This is a genomic window from Amycolatopsis australiensis, from assembly GCF_900119165.1.
Lineage (GTDB): Bacteria > Actinomycetota > Actinomycetes > Mycobacteriales > Pseudonocardiaceae > Amycolatopsis > Amycolatopsis australiensis.
Genome location: NZ_FPJG01000006.1, coordinates 5,595,120 through 5,612,278, shown reverse-complemented (window position 1 = coordinate 5,612,278; position 17,159 = coordinate 5,595,120). Strand labels below are relative to the sequence as shown.

14 protein-coding genes are annotated in these 17,159 nt (G+C 73.1%); 9 read left to right on the top strand and 5 right to left on the bottom strand.

Annotated features, from left to right (window positions below; all coding sequences use genetic code 11):
- Positions 1–160: 160 nt before the first annotated feature.
- Positions 161–2,506 carry a glycoside hydrolase family 2 protein gene (locus BT341_RS27555; RefSeq protein ID WP_072479040.1) on the bottom strand — a complete coding sequence of 782 codons (2,346 nt, stop codon included), beginning with the start codon at positions 2,504–2,506 and terminating at the stop codon, positions 161–163.
- A gap of 70 nt (positions 2,507–2,576) precedes the next feature.
- Positions 2,577–3,611 (bottom strand): LacI family DNA-binding transcriptional regulator, encoded by a 1,035-nt coding sequence (locus BT341_RS27550; protein ID WP_072479039.1) that lies wholly within the window; start codon positions 3,609–3,611, stop codon positions 2,577–2,579.
- A 148-nt stretch (positions 3,612–3,759) separates the two neighbouring features.
- Between BT341_RS27550 and BT341_RS27545 the strand changes: the two genes are divergently transcribed.
- Genes BT341_RS27545 through BT341_RS27505 form a run of 9 tightly spaced genes read left to right on the top strand, consistent with a single transcriptional unit; the run spans position 3,760 to position 14,813 of the window.
- Entirely contained in the window at positions 3,760–5,277 is a 1,518-nt protein-coding gene (locus tag BT341_RS27545) for a sugar ABC transporter ATP-binding protein (protein ID WP_072479038.1), read from the top strand.
- Positions 5,274–6,332 (top strand): ABC transporter permease, encoded by a 1,059-nt coding sequence (locus BT341_RS27540; RefSeq protein ID WP_072479037.1) that lies wholly within the window; start codon positions 5,274–5,276, stop codon positions 6,330–6,332. Before BT341_RS27545 ends, BT341_RS27540 begins: the two co-directional genes overlap by 4 nt.
- Entirely contained in the window at positions 6,325–7,323 is a 999-nt protein-coding gene (locus BT341_RS27535) for an ABC transporter permease (protein WP_072479036.1), read from the top strand. Before BT341_RS27540 ends, BT341_RS27535 begins: the two co-directional genes overlap by 8 nt.
- A 5-nt stretch (positions 7,324–7,328) precedes the next feature.
- Positions 7,329–8,390, top strand: coding sequence for a rhamnose ABC transporter substrate-binding protein (rhaS, locus tag BT341_RS27530; protein WP_072482208.1), 1,062 nt, complete (start codon positions 7,329–7,331; stop codon positions 8,388–8,390).
- Between the two features lie 55 nt (positions 8,391–8,445).
- Complete coding sequence (locus tag BT341_RS27525) at positions 8,446–8,790, top strand: L-rhamnose mutarotase (RefSeq protein WP_072479035.1); 345 nt, start codon at positions 8,446–8,448, stop codon at positions 8,788–8,790.
- On the top strand, positions 8,787–9,950 hold the full coding sequence (rhaI, locus tag BT341_RS27520) for an L-rhamnose isomerase (protein WP_072479034.1): 1,164 nt from the start codon (positions 8,787–8,789) through the stop codon (positions 9,948–9,950). The genes BT341_RS27525 and rhaI overlap by 4 nt, the downstream gene beginning before the upstream one ends.
- 2 nt (positions 9,951–9,952) lie before the next feature.
- Positions 9,953–11,971: a bifunctional rhamnulose-1-phosphate aldolase/short-chain dehydrogenase gene (locus BT341_RS27515; protein ID WP_072479033.1), complete on the top strand. Its 2,019-nt coding sequence runs from the start codon at positions 9,953–9,955 to the stop codon at positions 11,969–11,971.
- Between the two features lie 8 nt (positions 11,972–11,979).
- Entirely contained in the window at positions 11,980–13,401 is a 1,422-nt protein-coding gene (locus BT341_RS27510; protein ID WP_072479032.1) for an L-fucose/L-arabinose isomerase family protein, read from the top strand.
- 5 nt (positions 13,402–13,406) lie between these two features.
- A complete protein-coding gene (locus BT341_RS27505) occupies positions 13,407–14,813 on the top strand; it encodes a rhamnulokinase (RefSeq protein ID WP_072482207.1) in 1,407 nt (468 codons plus the stop codon).
- Here BT341_RS27505 and BT341_RS27500 read toward each other — a convergent pair.
- From BT341_RS27500 to BT341_RS27490, 3 genes are all read right to left on the bottom strand, one after another.
- The gene (locus tag BT341_RS27500) at positions 14,803–15,399 is read right to left on the bottom strand and encodes a mycothiol-dependent nitroreductase Rv2466c family protein (RefSeq protein WP_177328905.1); all 597 of its coding nucleotides are present in this window, start codon (positions 15,397–15,399) and stop codon (positions 14,803–14,805) included. The genes BT341_RS27505 and BT341_RS27500 overlap by 11 nt on opposite strands.
- Positions 15,400–15,466: 67 nt before the next feature.
- Positions 15,467–16,075 (bottom strand): response regulator transcription factor, encoded by a 609-nt coding sequence (locus BT341_RS27495; protein ID WP_072479030.1) that lies wholly within the window; start codon positions 16,073–16,075, stop codon positions 15,467–15,469.
- The gene (locus BT341_RS27490) at positions 16,072–17,154 is read right to left on the bottom strand and encodes a sensor histidine kinase (RefSeq protein ID WP_143168656.1); all 1,083 of its coding nucleotides are present in this window, start codon (positions 17,152–17,154) and stop codon (positions 16,072–16,074) included. The genes BT341_RS27495 and BT341_RS27490 overlap by 4 nt, the downstream gene beginning before the upstream one ends.
- Positions 17,155–17,159 lie beyond the last annotated feature (5 nt).

Below are 17,159 nucleotides of genomic sequence, written 5' to 3'. Positions count from 1 at the left end.
GCGGCCCGCACGGTCGCTTCGGCCCGCCGGTCGCGGTGGCCTCCCGCGGCAGCGATGGTCCGAGGCCGCTCGCCGGTCACGATCGCGGCCCGCACGGTCGCTTCGGCCCGCCGGTCCCGCCGGCGTCCCGCGACAGCAACGTCCCGAGGCCGCTCGCCCGTCATGACCGGGTCCCTCCTGCCGTGCCGCTCGCGGTCGTCGTCACCGTCGCGGTGGCCGTGCCCAGCACCTCGTGGCGGGCGGTCAGCGTCAGCGTCCCCGGTGTTCCCGCGAACGGCCGCAGCCACACCGCCGCCGCTCCGCCTGTCGCGCCCAGGTCGATCGTGTCGTCGTCCACCAGCGCTCCCGGGCCCGTCATCGTCAACGCCACCTTGCCGGTCGCTCCGGCGCGCAGCGTGCCGAACCGGTCCAGCGCCGACACCACCACCCGGGTCGCGTCGGTGCCGTCCGCGCGCAGCTCCGTGTCGTCCGGGACGCAGCCCAGCACGTCGCGGCTCCGGTCGCCGCTGAACCTGCGTGACACCACCAGCCGGCCGGCCGCGTAGCCGTCGATCCGCAGCTGGGGACGCTGCCCGCGCGGCACCACCAGGTCCACCGCGAACGGCGGGTACCGCAGGTGCGGGAAGTCCGCGCGACGGCTGCGTGCCGCCCCTGCCGGGTGGTCGTCGAGGAACAGCTCCAGCCGGTCGCAGTTGGACCAGATCGTCGCGTTCCGGCCCGGCCCGGTGGGCTGCGCGGTGAAGTCCCAGGCGAACCCCGGCTCCACGACCGCCCGGGCCAGCGGGTCGCCCTGCGAGGCGTAGAACGCCGCCGCCGGCTTGGGGATCCGGAAGAGGTCCGCGACGCCCGCGAACTTCGTCCCGCCGACCGAGCGCTGCCAGCCCGACGGGTAGTCGAACGCGCACCACGCCAGCAGCCCGCAGTAGCGGTCGTCGGCCGCGGCCAGGTCGTGGGCCTTCGCGTGCAGTTCCGCTTGCTGCTGCTGGGTCGCCGCCGGGTCCGTCCGGCGGTAGGCGCGGGCGCCGGCGAGCGTGCCGATCGACTCCGTGACCAGGTACGGCACCCCCGGGCGCGGCGGCCGCAGCTGAAACGGGCCGCCGCGGCGGGCGGTGTAGTCGTTGTAGGCCAGTACCTCGACGTCGCTGCCCGCGTACCGCGCGCCCGTCGAGCTGGCCAGCGCGCCGCTCGTCGGCCGGGACGGGTCCAGCCGGCGCGCGAGCTGCCCGGTCCGCTGGTACATCGCGGTGGTGCCGTTGGCCTCGTTCACCCGCGTGCCCCACACGACGATGCTCGGGTGGTTGCGGTCGCGGGTGATCATCGCCGAGACGTCCCGGAGGTTCTGCTCCTGCCAGGCCGTGTCGCCGACCCGGCCCCAGCCGGGGATCTCCTCCCAGACCAGCAGACCCAGCTCGTCGCAGGCGTCGAGGAACGCGCTCGACTGCGGGTAGTGCGAGCAGCGGACCATGGTGCAGTTCAGCTCGCGCCGCAGGATCTCGGCGTCGCGCCGCTGGACGCGGTCCGGCATCGCCCCGCCCGCGAACGGGTACCACTGGTGGCGGTTGAGGCCGAACAGCTTCAGCCGCCGCCCGTTGAGGAAGAAGCCGTCCGGGGTGAACCGCGCTTCGCGGAACCCGGTCCGCACGATCCGCTGGTCGAGCACCGCCGACCCGGCCCGGACGGTCACCACGACGTCGCACAACGCCGGATCTTCGACGTCCCAGAGCCGGACGGCGCCGAGGCCGCCCACGTCGAACTCGGCGGTCGTGCCGCGCACCGGGGCCGCGGCGCGCGCGAGCTCGCGGCCCGCCTGCCGCACCGACGCGGTCACCTCGGCCGTGACGGGTGCCTCGAGCGTGCACGTCAGGTGCAGTGACCGGCCGGGGGAGAGGACGTCGACGGGCTGGGCGAAGACGTCGGCGAGCCGGGTCCGCCCCACCGCGGCGACCGTCGCCGGCCGGTAGATCCCGGCCGGCTGGTAGAAGTCGATCACCGACGGGCCCGCGCTGCGGGGCAGGTTGGGCGGCACGTCGAGCGCCCACCGCCCGTCGACGACCACGGCCAGCACGTTGTCGCCCGGCACCACGCCGGGCAGGTCCACCTCGAACGGCAGGTACCCGCCTTCGTGGGTGGCGACGAGCTCGCCGTTGAGGTGCACTTCGGCGTTGGTCAGGACGCCGTCGAAGCGGGCGCGGAACCGGTCGCTCGCGGTGCCCGTGAAGTGCTTGCGGTAGATCCAGCGGTCCTGCCAGGACGCCGGATCCCAGCCGGTCCACGACAGCGGCGTCACGCAGTGGGGCAGCTGCACCGGGTCGAGGTCGCTCTCGTCGAAGCCGGGGTCGGTGCAGCCGTCGTCGTACCGCCCGAACAGCCAGAAATCGCCCAGCTGCGCGGTGCCCGCGCCCGGCGCGGCGTGCCCGGCCGAGCCCGCGACGACGGCGCCGAGCAGCGCGGCTCCGCTCGCGGCGAGGAACCCGCGCCGGGACAGCCGCGGTACCGAGTCGGCCATCGACGACCTCCGTGCTCCCCGGTGTTATCGCCGGTACCCGTTCAGACGTCACAAACGATCAGCGGGTTGCTCACCGGAGGGTGGAAGCGCGGACCACCAGCTCGGGGGTGAAGACGACCTGCCGGTGCTCGTGGCCCGGCTCGGCCTCGGCCAGCAGCAGCTCCGCCGCCGTGCGGCCCAGGCGGTGCCGGGGCTGCCGGACCGACGTCAGCGGGACGGCGGCCGCCGCCGCGAACTCGATGTCGTCGTAGCCGACGATCGCCAGGTCGTCCGGGACGCCCATGCGCAGGTTCGCGCACGTCTGCAGCAGCCCGAGGGCGACGAGGTCGTTGGCGCAGAACGCCGCGGTCGGGCGGACCGGCGCCGGCAGCCCGGCCAGCCGCTCGCCCGCGCCGCGGCCGTCGGCCACGGTCAGGGCCGTCGTCGTCAGGTCGACGAGGTGGTCCGGGCCGAGCCCGGCCGCCTCGAGGGCGCGCAAGGCGCCGAGCCGCCGGTCGCGGACCTGGCCCACGGAGGTGTGGTTGCCGACGAACGCGATCCGCTCGTGGCCCTGCTCGATCAGGTGCCGCACGGCGATTTCGCCGCCGTGGACGTCGTCGACGGCGACCGAGCAGTGCGCGGTGCCGCCGGGAGTGCGGTCCACGACGACCACCGGGGTGCCGCGGCGCGCGATCTCGCCGAGCAGCGGCGCATCGGGGTCGACCGGCGTGATGAGGATGCCCTGCACCCGCTGCTGCTCGAGCCGGCCGAGGTAGGCGGCCTCCCGGGCCGGCCGGTGGGCGCTGTTGCAGAGGAACAGCGAAAGGTCGCCGGCCTCGGCGGCGTCCTCCATGCCGGCCGCGACGTCGGTGAAGAAGGGGTTGCTGCCGTCGAGCATCACGTACGCCAGCACGCGGCTGCGCCCGGCCCGCAGCTGCCGCGCGGACTCGTTGCGCACGAACCGGAGCTCGGCCATCGCGGCCTCGACCTTCGCGCGCGTGGCCGGGCTGACCCGGTCGGGCCGGTTGAGCACGTTGGACACCGTGCCGAGGGAGACGCCCGCGGCCGCGGCGACGTCCTTCATGCCGGCCGCGCGCGGCTCGGCGCCGGACTGCTGGACGCTCATGCGCACCCCTTTGAAACGTAACATCACCGCGCACCGCGCGGCCAGGACGACGTTTGGCCACGCTTCGGCGGATTCATTGACTTGCTCTCCGACCGCATAGTAGCGTCGCCGCACCACGTTTGTGAAACCTTTCAATCCGGAGGTCGCGATGAGGCGGCAGGACCCGGGCCGGGCCCCTCTGCTGGAGGTGCGCGGCGTGACGAAGTCGTTCGGCGCGGTCGCGGCCGTCGACGGCGTCAGCTTCGCGCTGCACGGCGGTGAAGCCCATGCGCTCGTCGGCGAGAACGGCGCCGGCAAGTCCACGATCGTCAAGATGCTGGCGGGCGTGCACCGGCCCGACGACGGCACGCTGCTGCTGGCGGGCGAACCGGTCGAGTTCGGCTCCCCGGCCGACGCCAAGGCCGCGGGCATCGCGGTGATCTACCAGGAACCCACGCTGTTCCCCGACCTGAGCGTCGCGGAGAACATCGTGATGGGCCGCCACCCGCGCCGGAGCCTCGGCCGGATCGACCGGGCGGCGATCCGGGCCGAGGCCGGACGGCTCTTCGCCCGGCTCGGCGTCCGCATCGACCCGGCGCGCCCGGCACGCGGCCTGTCGATCGCCGACCAGCAGATCGTCGAGATCGCCAAGGCGCTCAGCGCCGACGCCCGCGTGCTGGTGATGGACGAACCGACCGCCGCACTGAGCCAGGTGGAGGTCGAGCGGCTGTTCAGCGTCGCCAGGGCGCTGCGCGACGAAGGCGCGGCGATCATGTTCATCTCGCACCGGTTCGAGGAGATCACCGCGCTGTGCCAGCGCGTGACCATCATGCGCGACGGACGGCACGTCTCCACCGACCCGCTCTCCGACGTGACGGTCGACGACATGGTCAAGCGCATGGTCGGCCGCGACCTCGACGCGCTGTTCCCCAAGCAGGACGTCGAACCGGGCGCGGTCGTGCTAGAAGTCGACGGCCTGACGCGGGAAGGCGTCTTCCGCGACATCTCCTTCTCGGTGCGGGCGGGCGAGATCGTCGCGTTCGCCGGGCTGGTCGGTTCCGGCCGTTCGGAAGTCGTGCAGGCCGTTTTCGGCGTCGACGCGCGGGACGCCGGGGTCGTGAAGGTCGGCGGCAGGAAGCTCAAGCCGCACTCGTCGCGGGCCGCGATGGCCGCCGGCATGGCGCTCGTCCCCGAGGACCGGCGCCAGCAGGGCCTGATCATGGACCTGTCCATCGAACGGAACGTCACGCTGCCGCGGTCGAGGGCGCTGGCGAAGCTCGGCTTGCTCACCGGCGCGAGCGAACGGCAGGAGGCCCGGCGCTGGACCGAGCGCCTGCGCACCAGGTACCGCCGTCTCGGCGACCCCGTCGGCACGCTGTCGGGCGGCAACCAGCAGAAGGTCGTGCTGGCCAAGTGGCTCGCGATGGCGCCGAAGGTGCTGATCGTCGACGAGCCGACGCGCGGCATCGACGTCGGCACGAAGGCCGAGGTGCACCGGCTGATGTCGGCGCTGGCCGCCGAAGGCGTCGCGATCGTCATGGTGTCCTCGGAGCTGCCGGAGGTGCTCGGCATGGCCGACCGCGTGCTCGTCATGCGCGAGGGACGGCTGGTCGCCGAGCTGCCGCGCGCCGAGGCGACCGAGGACGCCGTGATGTTCGCCGCGATGGGGCAGGGAGCCGCCGCATGACCGTGACCGAGGAGGCCCCCGTGACCGGGCAGCCCGCCGTCCACACGCGACGGTCGTGGACCGCGAACGTGTTCAAGGCGCGCGAATCCGGCATCGTCCTCGCGCTGATCGTGCTGGTCGCGTTCACCGCGACGCAGAACTCCCGGTTCCTGTCCTGGCAGAGCATCCGGGACATCCTGCTCGGCACGGCGATCCTGGCCGTGCTCGCCGTCGGGCAGGCGATCGTGATGATCACCCGCAACATCGACCTGTCGGTCGGCTCGGTGCTCGGCCTCGCCGCCTTCGCCGCCGGGACGCTGATGAAGGACCACCCGGGCCTGCCGGTGATCGTCGCCGTGCTCGCCGGGCTCGGTGCCGGCGCGGTGTGCGGCCTGGTCAACGGCGCGCTCGTCCGGTTCGGGCAGGTGCCCGCGCTGGTCGTCACGCTCGGCACGCTCTACGCCTACCGCGGCGTCAGCTACTTCTGGGCGGGCGGGCGGCAGATCAACGCCGACAAGCTGCCCGCGTCCTTCCTGGACTTCGGCACGGCGTCGGTGCTCGGCGTCCCGTGGCTCGTGCTGATCGCGCTGCTCGTCCTGGTCCTCGCCGGGATCGTGCTGCGCAGCTACCCGGCCGGCCGCGAGCTCTACGCGATGGGGTCGAGCCCGCAGGCCGCGCAGCTGGCCGGCATCAAGGTCGGCCGCAACACGACCGCCGCGTTCCTGGTCAGCGGCGCGCTCGCCGGTCTCGCCGGGGTCCTGTTCGCGGCCCGGTTCGGCACGGTCGACGCGGCCGCCGGCACCGGCTACGAGCTGAATGTCGTCGCCGCGGCCGTCGTCGGCGGGGTCGCGGTGTTCGGCGGCAGCGGCTCGGCCTGGGGCGCGGGCCTCGGCGCGCTGCTGCTGACCGTCATCGGCAGCGCCCTCGCGGTGCTCGACATCAACCAGTTCTGGCAGCAGGCGATCGTCGGCGCGCTGATCCTCCTCGCGATCGGCGCCGACCGGCTCGTCGCGGTCCGGGTCCAGAAAACACTGTCAAGGCGCTCAGTGTCACAGAAGAGGGATTCCCATGTCTGACCGAGGCCACCGGCTCGGCCGGCTGCTCAGCTGGGACGCCGCCGTCGTCCTCGTCACGGTCGTGGTCCTGATCGTCGCCTCCGGCGCGGTCGAGAACTTCGGCACCAGCCGCAACTTCACGTTCCTGCTGCTCGACCTGCTCCCGATCGCGCTGGTCGCGCTGCCGATGACGTTCATCATCGTCACCGGCGAGATCGACCTTTCGGTGGCGAGCACGCTGGGACTGACGTCGGCGGTGATGGGCTCGCTGTGGGACGCGGGGCTGCCGATCGAGACGATCATCCCGCTCTGCGTCGTGCTCGGCGCGGTCCTCGGCGCCCTCAACGGCTTCTTCGTCACCGTGCTGAAGCTGCCTTCGCTCGCCGTCACGATCGGCACCCTGGCCCTGTACCGCGGGCTGGCGTTCGTGGTCCTCGGCGACGGCGCCGTGGCCGACTTCCCGCGCGCCTACACCGGCTGGGTCACCGGGACGATCGGCGACGGCCCGATCCCGAACGTCCTCGTCCCGCTGGCCGTGGTGGCGCTGATCTTCGGCGTCGTGCTGCACGCGACCCCGATCGGCCGCGGCGTGTTCGCGGCGGGCGCGGGCGAGCAGGCGGCCCGGTTCGCCGGCATCCGCACCGGGCGGCTCAAGTTCTGGCTGTACGTCGTGAGCGGCGCGGTCGCCGGGATCGCCGGCGTCCTGTGGACGCTGCGCTACTCCAGCGCCCGCGCCGACAACGGCTTCGGCCTCGAACTCGCCGTCGTGGCCGCCGTGCTGCTCGGCGGCGTGTCCATCTTCGGCGGCAAGGGCACCCTGCCCGGCGTGCTCGCCGGGGTGGTCCTGCTGGCGACCCTGCAGAACGCGCTGCGCCTGCAGGACGTGTCCAACGAAGCGCTCAACATCGTGACCGGCGTGCTGCTCATCGTGTCGGTCCTGCTGCCCAACATCGTGACTTCGGCCCGCACGGCAGTGCGTCGCCGTCGGCAAGCCGTAACTCCGGAAAGGTGACGAAGATGTCCCGACGGTTCCTCACCGGCGCAGTGTCGGCCGGGCTGGTGCTCGTCCTGGCCGCCTGCGGCGGCACGACCAAGAACGACAGCGGCGGCTCCGGCGCCCAGCAGTCCACCGCCACGGCGAACCCGAACGCCGCGGCCAAGGAAGGCGTCAAGATGGCCTTCCTGCCCAAGCAGCTCAACAACCCCTACAGCGACATCGAGGTCAGCGGCGGCAAGGAGGCCCTGGGCGAGCTGAAGGGCGAGTACAAGCTCGTCGGGCCGAACGACGCCAGCGCGTCCTCGCAGGTCAGCTACATCAACACGCTGATCCAGCAGCAGCAGGACGTCATCGGCATCGCCGCGAACGACCCGAACGCCGTGTGCCCGTCGCTCAACCAGGCCCGCAGCGCCGGCATCAAGGTCGTCGCCTTCGACTCCGACGCGGCCAAGGACTGCCGCGACGTCTTCGTCAACCAGGCCACCACCCAGGGCATCGGCGAGCAGCTGGCCAAGCAGGCCAAGGAGCTCTCCGGCGGATCGGGCGAGATCGCCGTGCTGTCCGCGACGCCGAACGCGACCAACCAGAACGCCTGGATCGACGTGCTGAAGAAGGAACTGGCCACGCCCGAGTACGCGGGCCTCAAGCTGGACAAGATCGCCTACGGCAACGACGACGACCAGAAGTCGTTCCAGGAGGCCCAGGGCCTGCTGCAGTCGTTCCCGAACCTCAAGGTGATCGTCGCGCCGACCACGGTCGGCATCGCGGCCGCCGCGCGGTACGTCAGCTCGTCGAGCTACAAGGGCAAGGTCGCGGTGACCGGCCTCGGCACGCCGAACCAGATGCGCGCCTTCGTCAAGGACGGCACGGTCAAGCAGTTCGCGCTGTGGAACCCGGCCGACATCGGCTACCTCGCCGCGTACGCGGGCGTCGCGCTCAAGTCGGGCCAGATCACCGGCAAGCAGGGCGAGAAGTTCAAGGCGGGCAAGCTCGGCGACTACACGATCGGCGAAAACGGCGAGATCGTGCTCGGCCCGCCGACGACGTTCGACGCGAACAACATCGACAAGTTCAACTTCTGAGACACCCGGCCGGGTTGCGACGGGCGGCCCGGCCGGGCTCCACCAAGGACGGACTGTGCCCCGATACTGCTTCTGCCTGCAGGTGAAACCCGAGCGGGCGGCCGAGTACGCCGCGCGCCACCGCGCCGTGTGGCCGGAGATGCGGCAGGCCCTGCACGACACGGGCTGGCGCAACTACTCGCTCTTCCTGCGCGAAGACGGCCTGCTGATCGGGTACGTCGAGGCCGACGACCTGGCCGCCGCACAGGCCGCGATGGCGAAGACCGACGTCAACGCCCGCTGGCAGGCGGAGATGGCGGAGTTCTTCACCGGCCTCGACGGCGGCCCGCCCGACGAAGGCTTCCGGCTCCTGGACGAGGTCTTCCACCTCGACCCCACCCCTGTCGCGGAAGGACAGTGATCGCCGTGGACGTGAAAGCGGCTCTGCGGGCCCAGCGGATCGAAACGCCGTCGTGGGCCTACGCGAACTCGGGCACGCGCTTCAAGGTGTTCCCGCAACCCGGTGTCCCGCGGACGCCGGAGGAGAAGATCGCCGACGCCGCGACCGTGCACCGGTTCACCGGTGCCGCGCCGAGCGTGGCGCTGCACATCCCGTGGGACAAGGTCGACGACTACGGTGCCCTGACGGCGTACGCGCGGGAGCAGGGCATCGAGATCGGCGCGATCAACACGAACGTGTTCCAGGACGAGGACTACAAGCTCGGCTCGGTGACCAACCCCGACCCGGGCATCCGCCGCAAGGCGACCGACCACCTCCTCGAGGCCATCGACATCATGGACGCGACGGGTTCCCGTGACCTGAAGCTGTGGTTTTCCGACGGCATCAACTACCCGGGCCAGGACGACATCCGGGACCGGCAGGACCGGCTGGCGGCGGCGCTTCGCGAGACGTACGAGCGGCTCGGCGACCACCAGCGGATGCTGCTGGAGTACAAGCTGTTCGAGCCCGCGTTCTACGCGACCGACGTCCCGGACTGGGGCACGTCCTACGCGCACTGCGTGGAGCTGGGGGAGAAGGCGGCCGTGTGCATCGACACCGGCCACCACGCCCCCGGGACGAACATCGAGTTCATCGTGGCGTTCCTGCTGCGGGCCGGGAAGCTCGGCGCGTTCGACTTCAACTCCCGCTTCTACGCCGACGACGACCTGATGGTCGGGGCGGCGGACCCGTTCCAGCTGTTCCGGATCATGTACGAGATCGTCCGCGGCGACGCGCTGGACCCGGCCTACGGGATCGCGTTCATGCTCGACCAGTGCCACAACATCGAGGCGAAGATCCCGGCCATCATCCGGTCGGTGATGAACGTGCAGGAGGCGACGGCCAAGGCGCTGCTCGTCGACCGGGACGCGTTGCGCGCGGCCCAGCAGTCCGGTGACGTGCTCGGCGCGAACGCCGTGCTGATGGACGCCTACAACACCGACGTCCGGCCGCTGCTGGCCGAGGTGCGGGCGGACGCCGGGCTCGACCCGGACCCCGTCGCCGCCTACCACCGCAGCGGCTACCAGGAGAAGATCGTGGCCGAGCGCGCCGACGGGCAGCAGGCCGGATGGGGAGCGTGAGCATGACCGTGCCCGAGGAGCTCATCGCGCGCAGCAACGCGCTCGGGGCCGACCCGCGCAACACCAACTACGCCGGCGGCAACACCTCCGCCAAGGGCCCGGTGACCGACCCGGTGACCGGCGCGCCCACGGAGGTGCTGTGGGTCAAGGGCTCGGGCGGCGACCTGGGCACGCTGACCGAGGGCGGGCTCGCGGTCCTGCGCCTGGACCGGCTGCGCGCGCTGGTCGACGGCTACCCCGGTGTCGACGGCGAGGACGAGATGGTCGCCGCGTTCGACTACTGCCTGCACGGCCGCGGCGGAGCCGCGCCCTCCATCGACACCGCGATGCACGGCCTGGTCGAGGCGGCCCACGTCGACCACCTGCACCCCGACTCCGGCATCGCCCTCGCCACCGCGGCCGACGGTCCCGCGTTGACGAAGGAGTGCTTCGGCGACCGGGTCGCCTGGGTGGACTGGCGGCGGCCCGGGTTCCAGCTCGGCCTCGACATCGCCGCGGTCAAGGCGGCGAACCCGCAGGCCATCGGCGTCATCCTCGGCGGGCACGGCATCACGGCGTGGGGCGCGACCTCCGAGGAGTGCCGGCGGAACTCCCTCGACATCATCCGCACGGCCGAAGAGTTCCTGTCGTCCCGGGGCGCTCCCGAGCCGTTCGGCCCGGTCGTCCCCGGGTTCGAGGCACTGCCGGAAGCCGAGCGGCACGCCAGGGCGGCGGCCCTGGCGCCGGTGATCCGCGGGCTGGCGTCGACCGACCAGCGGGTCGTCGGGCACTACACCGACAGCGAAGTCGTGCTGGAGTTCCTCGCCCGCGAGAAACTGCGGCCGCTGGCCGCGCTCGGGACGTCGTGCCCGGACCACTTCCTGCGCACCAAGGTCCGGCCGCTCGTCGTGGACCTCCCGGCGGGCACGCCGCTCGACGAGGTCGTCACGCGGCTGAAGGAGCTGCACGCCGAATACCGCGCCGAATACCGCGCCTACTACGAGCGCTATGCGACCCCGGACTCGCCGCCGATGCGCGGCGCCGACCCGGCCATCGTGCTGGTCCCCGGGGTCGGGATGTTCTCGTTCGGCAAGGACGAGCAGACCGCGCGGGTGGCGGGGGAGTTCTACGTCAACGCGATCAACGTCATGCGCGGCGCCGAAGCCGTCTCGGCCTACGCGCCGATTCCGGAGAGCGAGAAGTTCCGGATCGAGTACTGGGCGCTCGAAGAGGCGAAGCTGCGACGCATGCCGAAGCCCAAGCCCCTCGCCGGGCGGATCGCGCTGGTCACCGGCGCCGGGTCGGGCATCGGCAGGGCCATCGCCCGGCGGCTCGCCGCCGAAGGCGCCTGCGTCGCGATCGCCGACCTCAACGGCGACGCGGCCGCCGAGGCCGCCGCCGAGACCGGCGGCATCGCCGTGACCGCCGACGTCACCGACGCCGGGGCGGTCCAGGCCGCGATCGACGCCACCGTGCTCGCCTTCGGCGGCATCGACCTGGTGGTCAACAACGCCGGGCTGTCGATCTCGAAGCCGCTGCTGGAAACCACCGAGCGCGACTGGGACCTGCAGCACGACGTGATGGCCAAGGGCTCGTTCCTGGTCGCGCGGGCCGGGGCCAAGGCGATGATCGACCAGGGCATCGGCGGCGACATCGTCTACATCTCCTCGAAGAACTCGGTGTTCGCGGGCCCGAACAACGTCGCCTACGGCGCCGCCAAGGCCGACCAGGCCCACCAGGTCCGGCTGCTGGCGGCCGAGCTGGGCGGGCACGGCATCCGGGTCAACGGCGTCAACCCCGACGGCGTCGTCCAGGGCTCCGGCATCTTCGCCGGCGGCTGGGGCGCCCAGCGGGCCGCGGTCTACGGCGTGCCCGAGGAGAAGCTCGGCGAGTTCTACGCCCAGCGGACCATCCTCAAGCGCGAAGTGCTGCCCGAGCACGTCGCGGCCGCGGTGTTCGCCCTCACCGGCGGCGACCTCACCCACACCACCGGGCTGCACGTGCCGGTGGACGCCGGGGTCGCCGCCGCGTTCCTGCGCTAGGAGGACCCATGACGCTCGACCGCATCACCCCGCCCCGGACCCGCGTCGGCCTCGTCTCCGGCGGCCTCGGCGCGTACTGGCCGCAGTTCCCGGATCTGCTGCCGCAGCTGCGGTCCTCGGCCCGGCGAGTGGCGGCCCGGCTGTCCGAAATGGACTGCGAAGTCGTCGACGCCGGGTTCGTCTCGGACGCCGTCGAAGGAGCGGCCGCGGCCGAGAAGCTGCGCGTCGCCGGGTGCGACCTGATCGTCGGCTTCCTCACGACGTACCTGACCTCGAGCATGCTGGCCCCGGTCGCGCAGCGCTCGGGCGCCCCGGTGCTGCTGCTGAACCTGCAGCCGACCGAGGCGATGGACCACGAAACGTTCGACACGGGCGCGTGGCTGGCCTACTGCGGCGCGTGCCCGCTGCCGGAGCTGGCCAACGCGTTCCGCCGCCTCGGCGTCGAGTTCCGGTCCGTGTCCGGGTACCTCGAGGATGCCCGGGCCTGGACGCGGATCGAGCGCTGGATCAAGGCCGCCGGTGTCCGGGCGGCGCTGCGGCACGGCCGCCACGGCCTGCTCGGGCACCTCTACCCGGGCATGATGGACGTCTCGACCGACCCGACACTGGTGTCCGGCCAGCTCGGCGGGCACGTCGAGATCCTGGAGATCGACGACTTGCGGGTGCGCGTGGAGCAGGTCACCGACGCCGAAACGCAGGACCGGGTCGAGCTGGCCCGCGAAGTGTTCACTGTGGACGAGTCGGTCGTGGACGAAGACTTCGCCTGGGGCGCCCGGGTTTCCGTCGCCCTGGACCGGCTCGTCGAGGACTTCTCGCTCGACTCCCTGGCCTACTACCACCGCGGCCTCGACGGCGAGACGCACGAACGGGTCGGCGCCGGGTTCATCCTCGGCGCGTCCCTGCTCACCGCCCGCGGCATCCCGGCCGTCGGCGAGTACGAGCTGCGGACGTCGCTGGCCATGCTGGTCATGGACCGGCTCGGCGCGGGCGGCTCGTTCACCGAGCTGCAGGCGCTGAACTTCCGCGACAACGTCGTCGAGATGGGCCACGACGGCCCGGCGCACCTCGGCATCAGCGCCCGCAAGCCGCTGCTGCGCGGCCTCGGCGTCTACCACGGCAAGCGCGGCTGGGGCGTGTCGGTGGAGTTCGACGTCAAGCACGGGCCGGTGACGCTCTGCGGGCTCGGGCAGCGGCGCGACGGGACGTTCACGCTCATCGCGTCGGAAGGCACGGTCGTGCCGGGGCCGCTGCTGCGCATCGGCAACACGACCTCGCGCGTCGACTTCGGCTGCGGCCCGGGGGACTGGACCGACGCCTGGTCGGCCAGCGGCATCGCGCACCACTGGGCGCTCGGCACCGGCCACCGCGCCGGCGAGCTCGCGGCCGTCGCGGACCTGCTCGGCCTGGAGCTGACCGTGGTGAACCCGTGAAGCGGGTGGCGGCGGTCGACCTCGGCGCGTCCAGCGGGCGGGTGATGGCGGGGACGGCCGGGCCGGATCTGCTGCGGCTGGCGGAGGTGCGGCGCTTCCCGAACGGCGGCGTCCGCGCCGGGCCGGCGTTGTACTGGGACATCCTGGGCCTCTACCGCGAAACCCTCGCCGGCCTGCGCGAGGCGGGCGACCTCGACGGGGCCGGCATCGACTCCTGGGCCGTCGACTACGGGCTGCTGGACTCCCGCGGCGCGCTGCTGGGCAATCCCGTGCACTACCGGGACACGCGCACCGACGGAATCCCGGAGAACGTCGCCGCCACCGTGTCGCCGCGCGAACTCTACGACGTCACGGGGTTGCAGCAGCTGCCGTTCAACACGCTGTACCAGCTGGTGGCCGAAGGCGACCGGCTCGACGCGGCGGCGACCCTGCTGCTGGTCCCGGACCTGCTGAACTACTGGCTCACCGGGGAGATCGGCGCCGAGCGGACCAACGCGTCGACCACGCAGCTCTACGACGTGCGTGCCCGGACCTGGGCGACCTCGCTCGCCGCGCGGGTCGGGATCCCGTCCCGGCTGCTGCCGCCGCTGCGCGACCCCGGCACGGTGGTCGGAACGGCGCCGGAGCTGGCCGGACTGCCCGTGATCGCGGTGGGTTCGCACGACACGGCGTCCGCGGTGGTGGCCGTGCCCGCCGAACCCGGCACGAACTTCGCCTACATCTCCTCGGGCACGTGGTCGCTGGCCGGGCTGGAGCTGGACGCGCCGGAGCTGAGCGACGCGGCACTGGCCGCGAACTTCACCAACGAAGGCGGTGTCGACGGCACGATCCGGTTCCTGCGGAACGTGATGGGCCTGTGGGTGCTGTCCGAGACGCTGCGCGGCTGGGACACCTCGGACCTGCCCGGCCTGCTCAAGGCCGCGGCCGCGGCGCCGGGACTGGCGGCCGTGGTGGACATCGACGCGCCGGAGTTCCTGCCGCCGGGCGACATGCCCGCGCGGATCGCCGCCGCCTGCCGGGCGAGCGGGCAGCGGCCGCCCGCGGACCGGCCGGCGGTGGTCCGGTGCGTGCTGGACAGCCTGGCGCTGGCCCACCGCCGCGCGATCCGGGACGCGGCCCGGGTGACGGGCCGGCGGGTGGACGTCGTCCACATCGTCGGCGGCGGCGCCCGCAACGAGCTGCTGTGCCAGTTGACGGCGGACGCGTGCGGAGTCCCGGTGCTGGCGGGCCCGGTCGAGGCGGCGGCACTGGGCAACGTCCTGGTCCAGGCCCGGGCACTGGGCGAGAACCTGCCGGACCTGGCGTCGATGCGAGCCCTGGTCCGGCGAACCCAGGAGATCCGCCGCTACGACCCTTCCCCCGACGACGATTGGGACGCGGCCGAAGCCCGCCTCGCCGTGCTCAGGTCGTGACCGGGCGGCCGCGGCCGCGCTTCAGCTCGGCGAAGCCTTCGGTGCCGGTCACCAGCAGCACGCCGTCCCACAGCCGTCCGGCTGCCTCCCCGCGCGGAACCGGGCTGACCACCGGGCCGAAGAACGCGGTGCCGTCGACGTGGATCGCCGGAACGCCGAGGTCCTCGCCGATCGGGTCGAGCGCGGCGCGGTTGCCCGCACGGAGGTCGTCGTCGAGGTCCGCCGACCCGGCCGCGTCCGCCAGCGACGCCGGCAGGCCCGCCTCGCCGAGCGCGGCGACGATCGTCTCGCGGTCCACCGGTGCCTTGTCGCGGTGCAGGCGCGTGCCGAGCGCGGTGTAGAAGTCACGCAGGACCTCGTTGCCGTGCGCGCGCTCGGCGGCCAGCGCGACGCGGGCGGGTCCCCACCGCTCGTCGAGCCAGCCGCGGTACCAGTCGTCCACTTCACGGCCCTCGTTGTGCAGGGACAGGCTGAAGACGTGGAACCTCGTCCGGACGTCCCGGACTCCTTCCACCTCCAGCAGCCAGCGCGAGGCGATCCAGGCCCACGGGCACACCGGGTCGAACCACAGGTCAACGGTTTTCACGCGGCCCACGCTAGAGACGGCACCGGCCCGGCAGAAGATCCAATCCGGACGCGGCGGGCCGGGCCAATCAGAGCCAGCCGCGCTCGTCCGCGATCCGCACCGCTTCGACGCGGTTGCGCGCTCCCGTCTTGGTGATCGCCGCGGAGACGTAGTTGCGCACAGTGCCTTCGGACAGGTACAGCCGCGCCGCGATTTCGGCCACGGTGGCCCCGGTGCGGGCCGTGATGAGCACGTCCCGCTCCCGCGCGGTCAGCGGCGACTCGCCCGCGGCGAGCGTGGCGACCGCCAATGCCGGGTCCACCACCCGCTCGCCGGCCCGCACCCGGCGGATCGCGTCGGCGAGCACGTCGGCGGGCGCGTCCTTGACCACGAACCCGGCCGCGCCCGCCTCCATCGCGCGGCGCAGGTACCCGGCGCGGCCGAACGTCGTGAGCATGACGACGCGGCAGTCCGGCACCTGCGCGGCGAGCACGGCCGCGGCCGCCAGCCCGTCGAGGCCCGGCATTTCGATGTCCAGCAGCGCGACGTCGGGCCGGTGCTCGCGCGCGGCGGCGGCGACCTCGTCGCCCCGGCCGACCGACGCGACCACCTCGAAGTCGTCCTCGAGCGCGAGCAGCGCGCACAACGCCTGACGGACCAGTTCCTGGTCGTCGGCGAGCAGCAGGCGGATGGTCATACCGTCACCCGCAACCGCCAGCCGCGGGGCCGCACCGGCCCGGCCCGGAGCTGCCCGCCCGCGGTTTTCACGCGCTCGCGCAGCCCGGCCAGCCCGGATCCCTCGCCGGGCGAGCCGCCCACGCCGTCGTCGACCACCTCCACAGCGGACGCGGAAACAGTGACCGCACACCGGGTCGCGCGGGCGTGCCGGGCCACGTTCGTCAGGCCTTCGCGCACCACCCAGCCGAACAGCTCCTGGTGGTCCGGGCCGACGACGTCGGTCGCGGTGGGCAGGTCGGCGACGACCCCGCAGGCACGCAGCAGCTCGCGGCCGCGGGCCAGCTCGCCCGCGAGCGTCACCTCGCGGTAGCCCGAAACCGCCGCGCGCACGTCCGTCAGCGCCTGGCGGGCGAGGGTCTCGACGGCGGCCATCTCTTCGCCCGCGCGGGCGCCGTCGGCGGTCACGAGCCGCTGGGCGAGGCTGCTCTTGACGGTGATCGCGGTGAGCGAGTGGCCGAGCAGGTCGTGCAGGTCCCGCGCGATCCGGGTGCGCTCGGCCTCGGAGGCGAGCCGCGCGACCTCGGTGCGGGCCTCGACGAGCGCGGCGTTGGCCCGGAACGCCTCGGCGAACGCGGAGATCATCAGCACGGTGAACAGGAGCGCGACCGCCTGCGTCCAGCCGGGCTCGTCGCCCCAGAGCGGCCACGGCAGCACCACCGCGGCGGCCGCCGAGACGGCGACCAGCGGGATGGCGAGGCGGCGGAGCCGCGGGGCGGCCAGGGACAGGACGACGGCGGCGAGGAAGAACGCGTCGGCGTGGGCGAAGGGGAGCGCGGCGGCGGACAACACGGCGCATCCGCCGACGAGCAGCCAGAACCGGCGCGTGGCCCGCCGCGCCGCCGCCCGCGCCGCGAGGAGGTAACCGGCGGCGAAGGCGGCGACGATCACGCACCCGGCCACCGCGGCGGCCCCGGACCGCTGCCGCAGCACCTCGGCCAGGGTCAGGGCCGGGTAGACGAGCATGCCCGCGTCGAGCACCATCCGCCGCCGGCCGCGCACCCAGCGCTGCACGTCGGGGACCGGCGTCGGACTGTCCATCACCG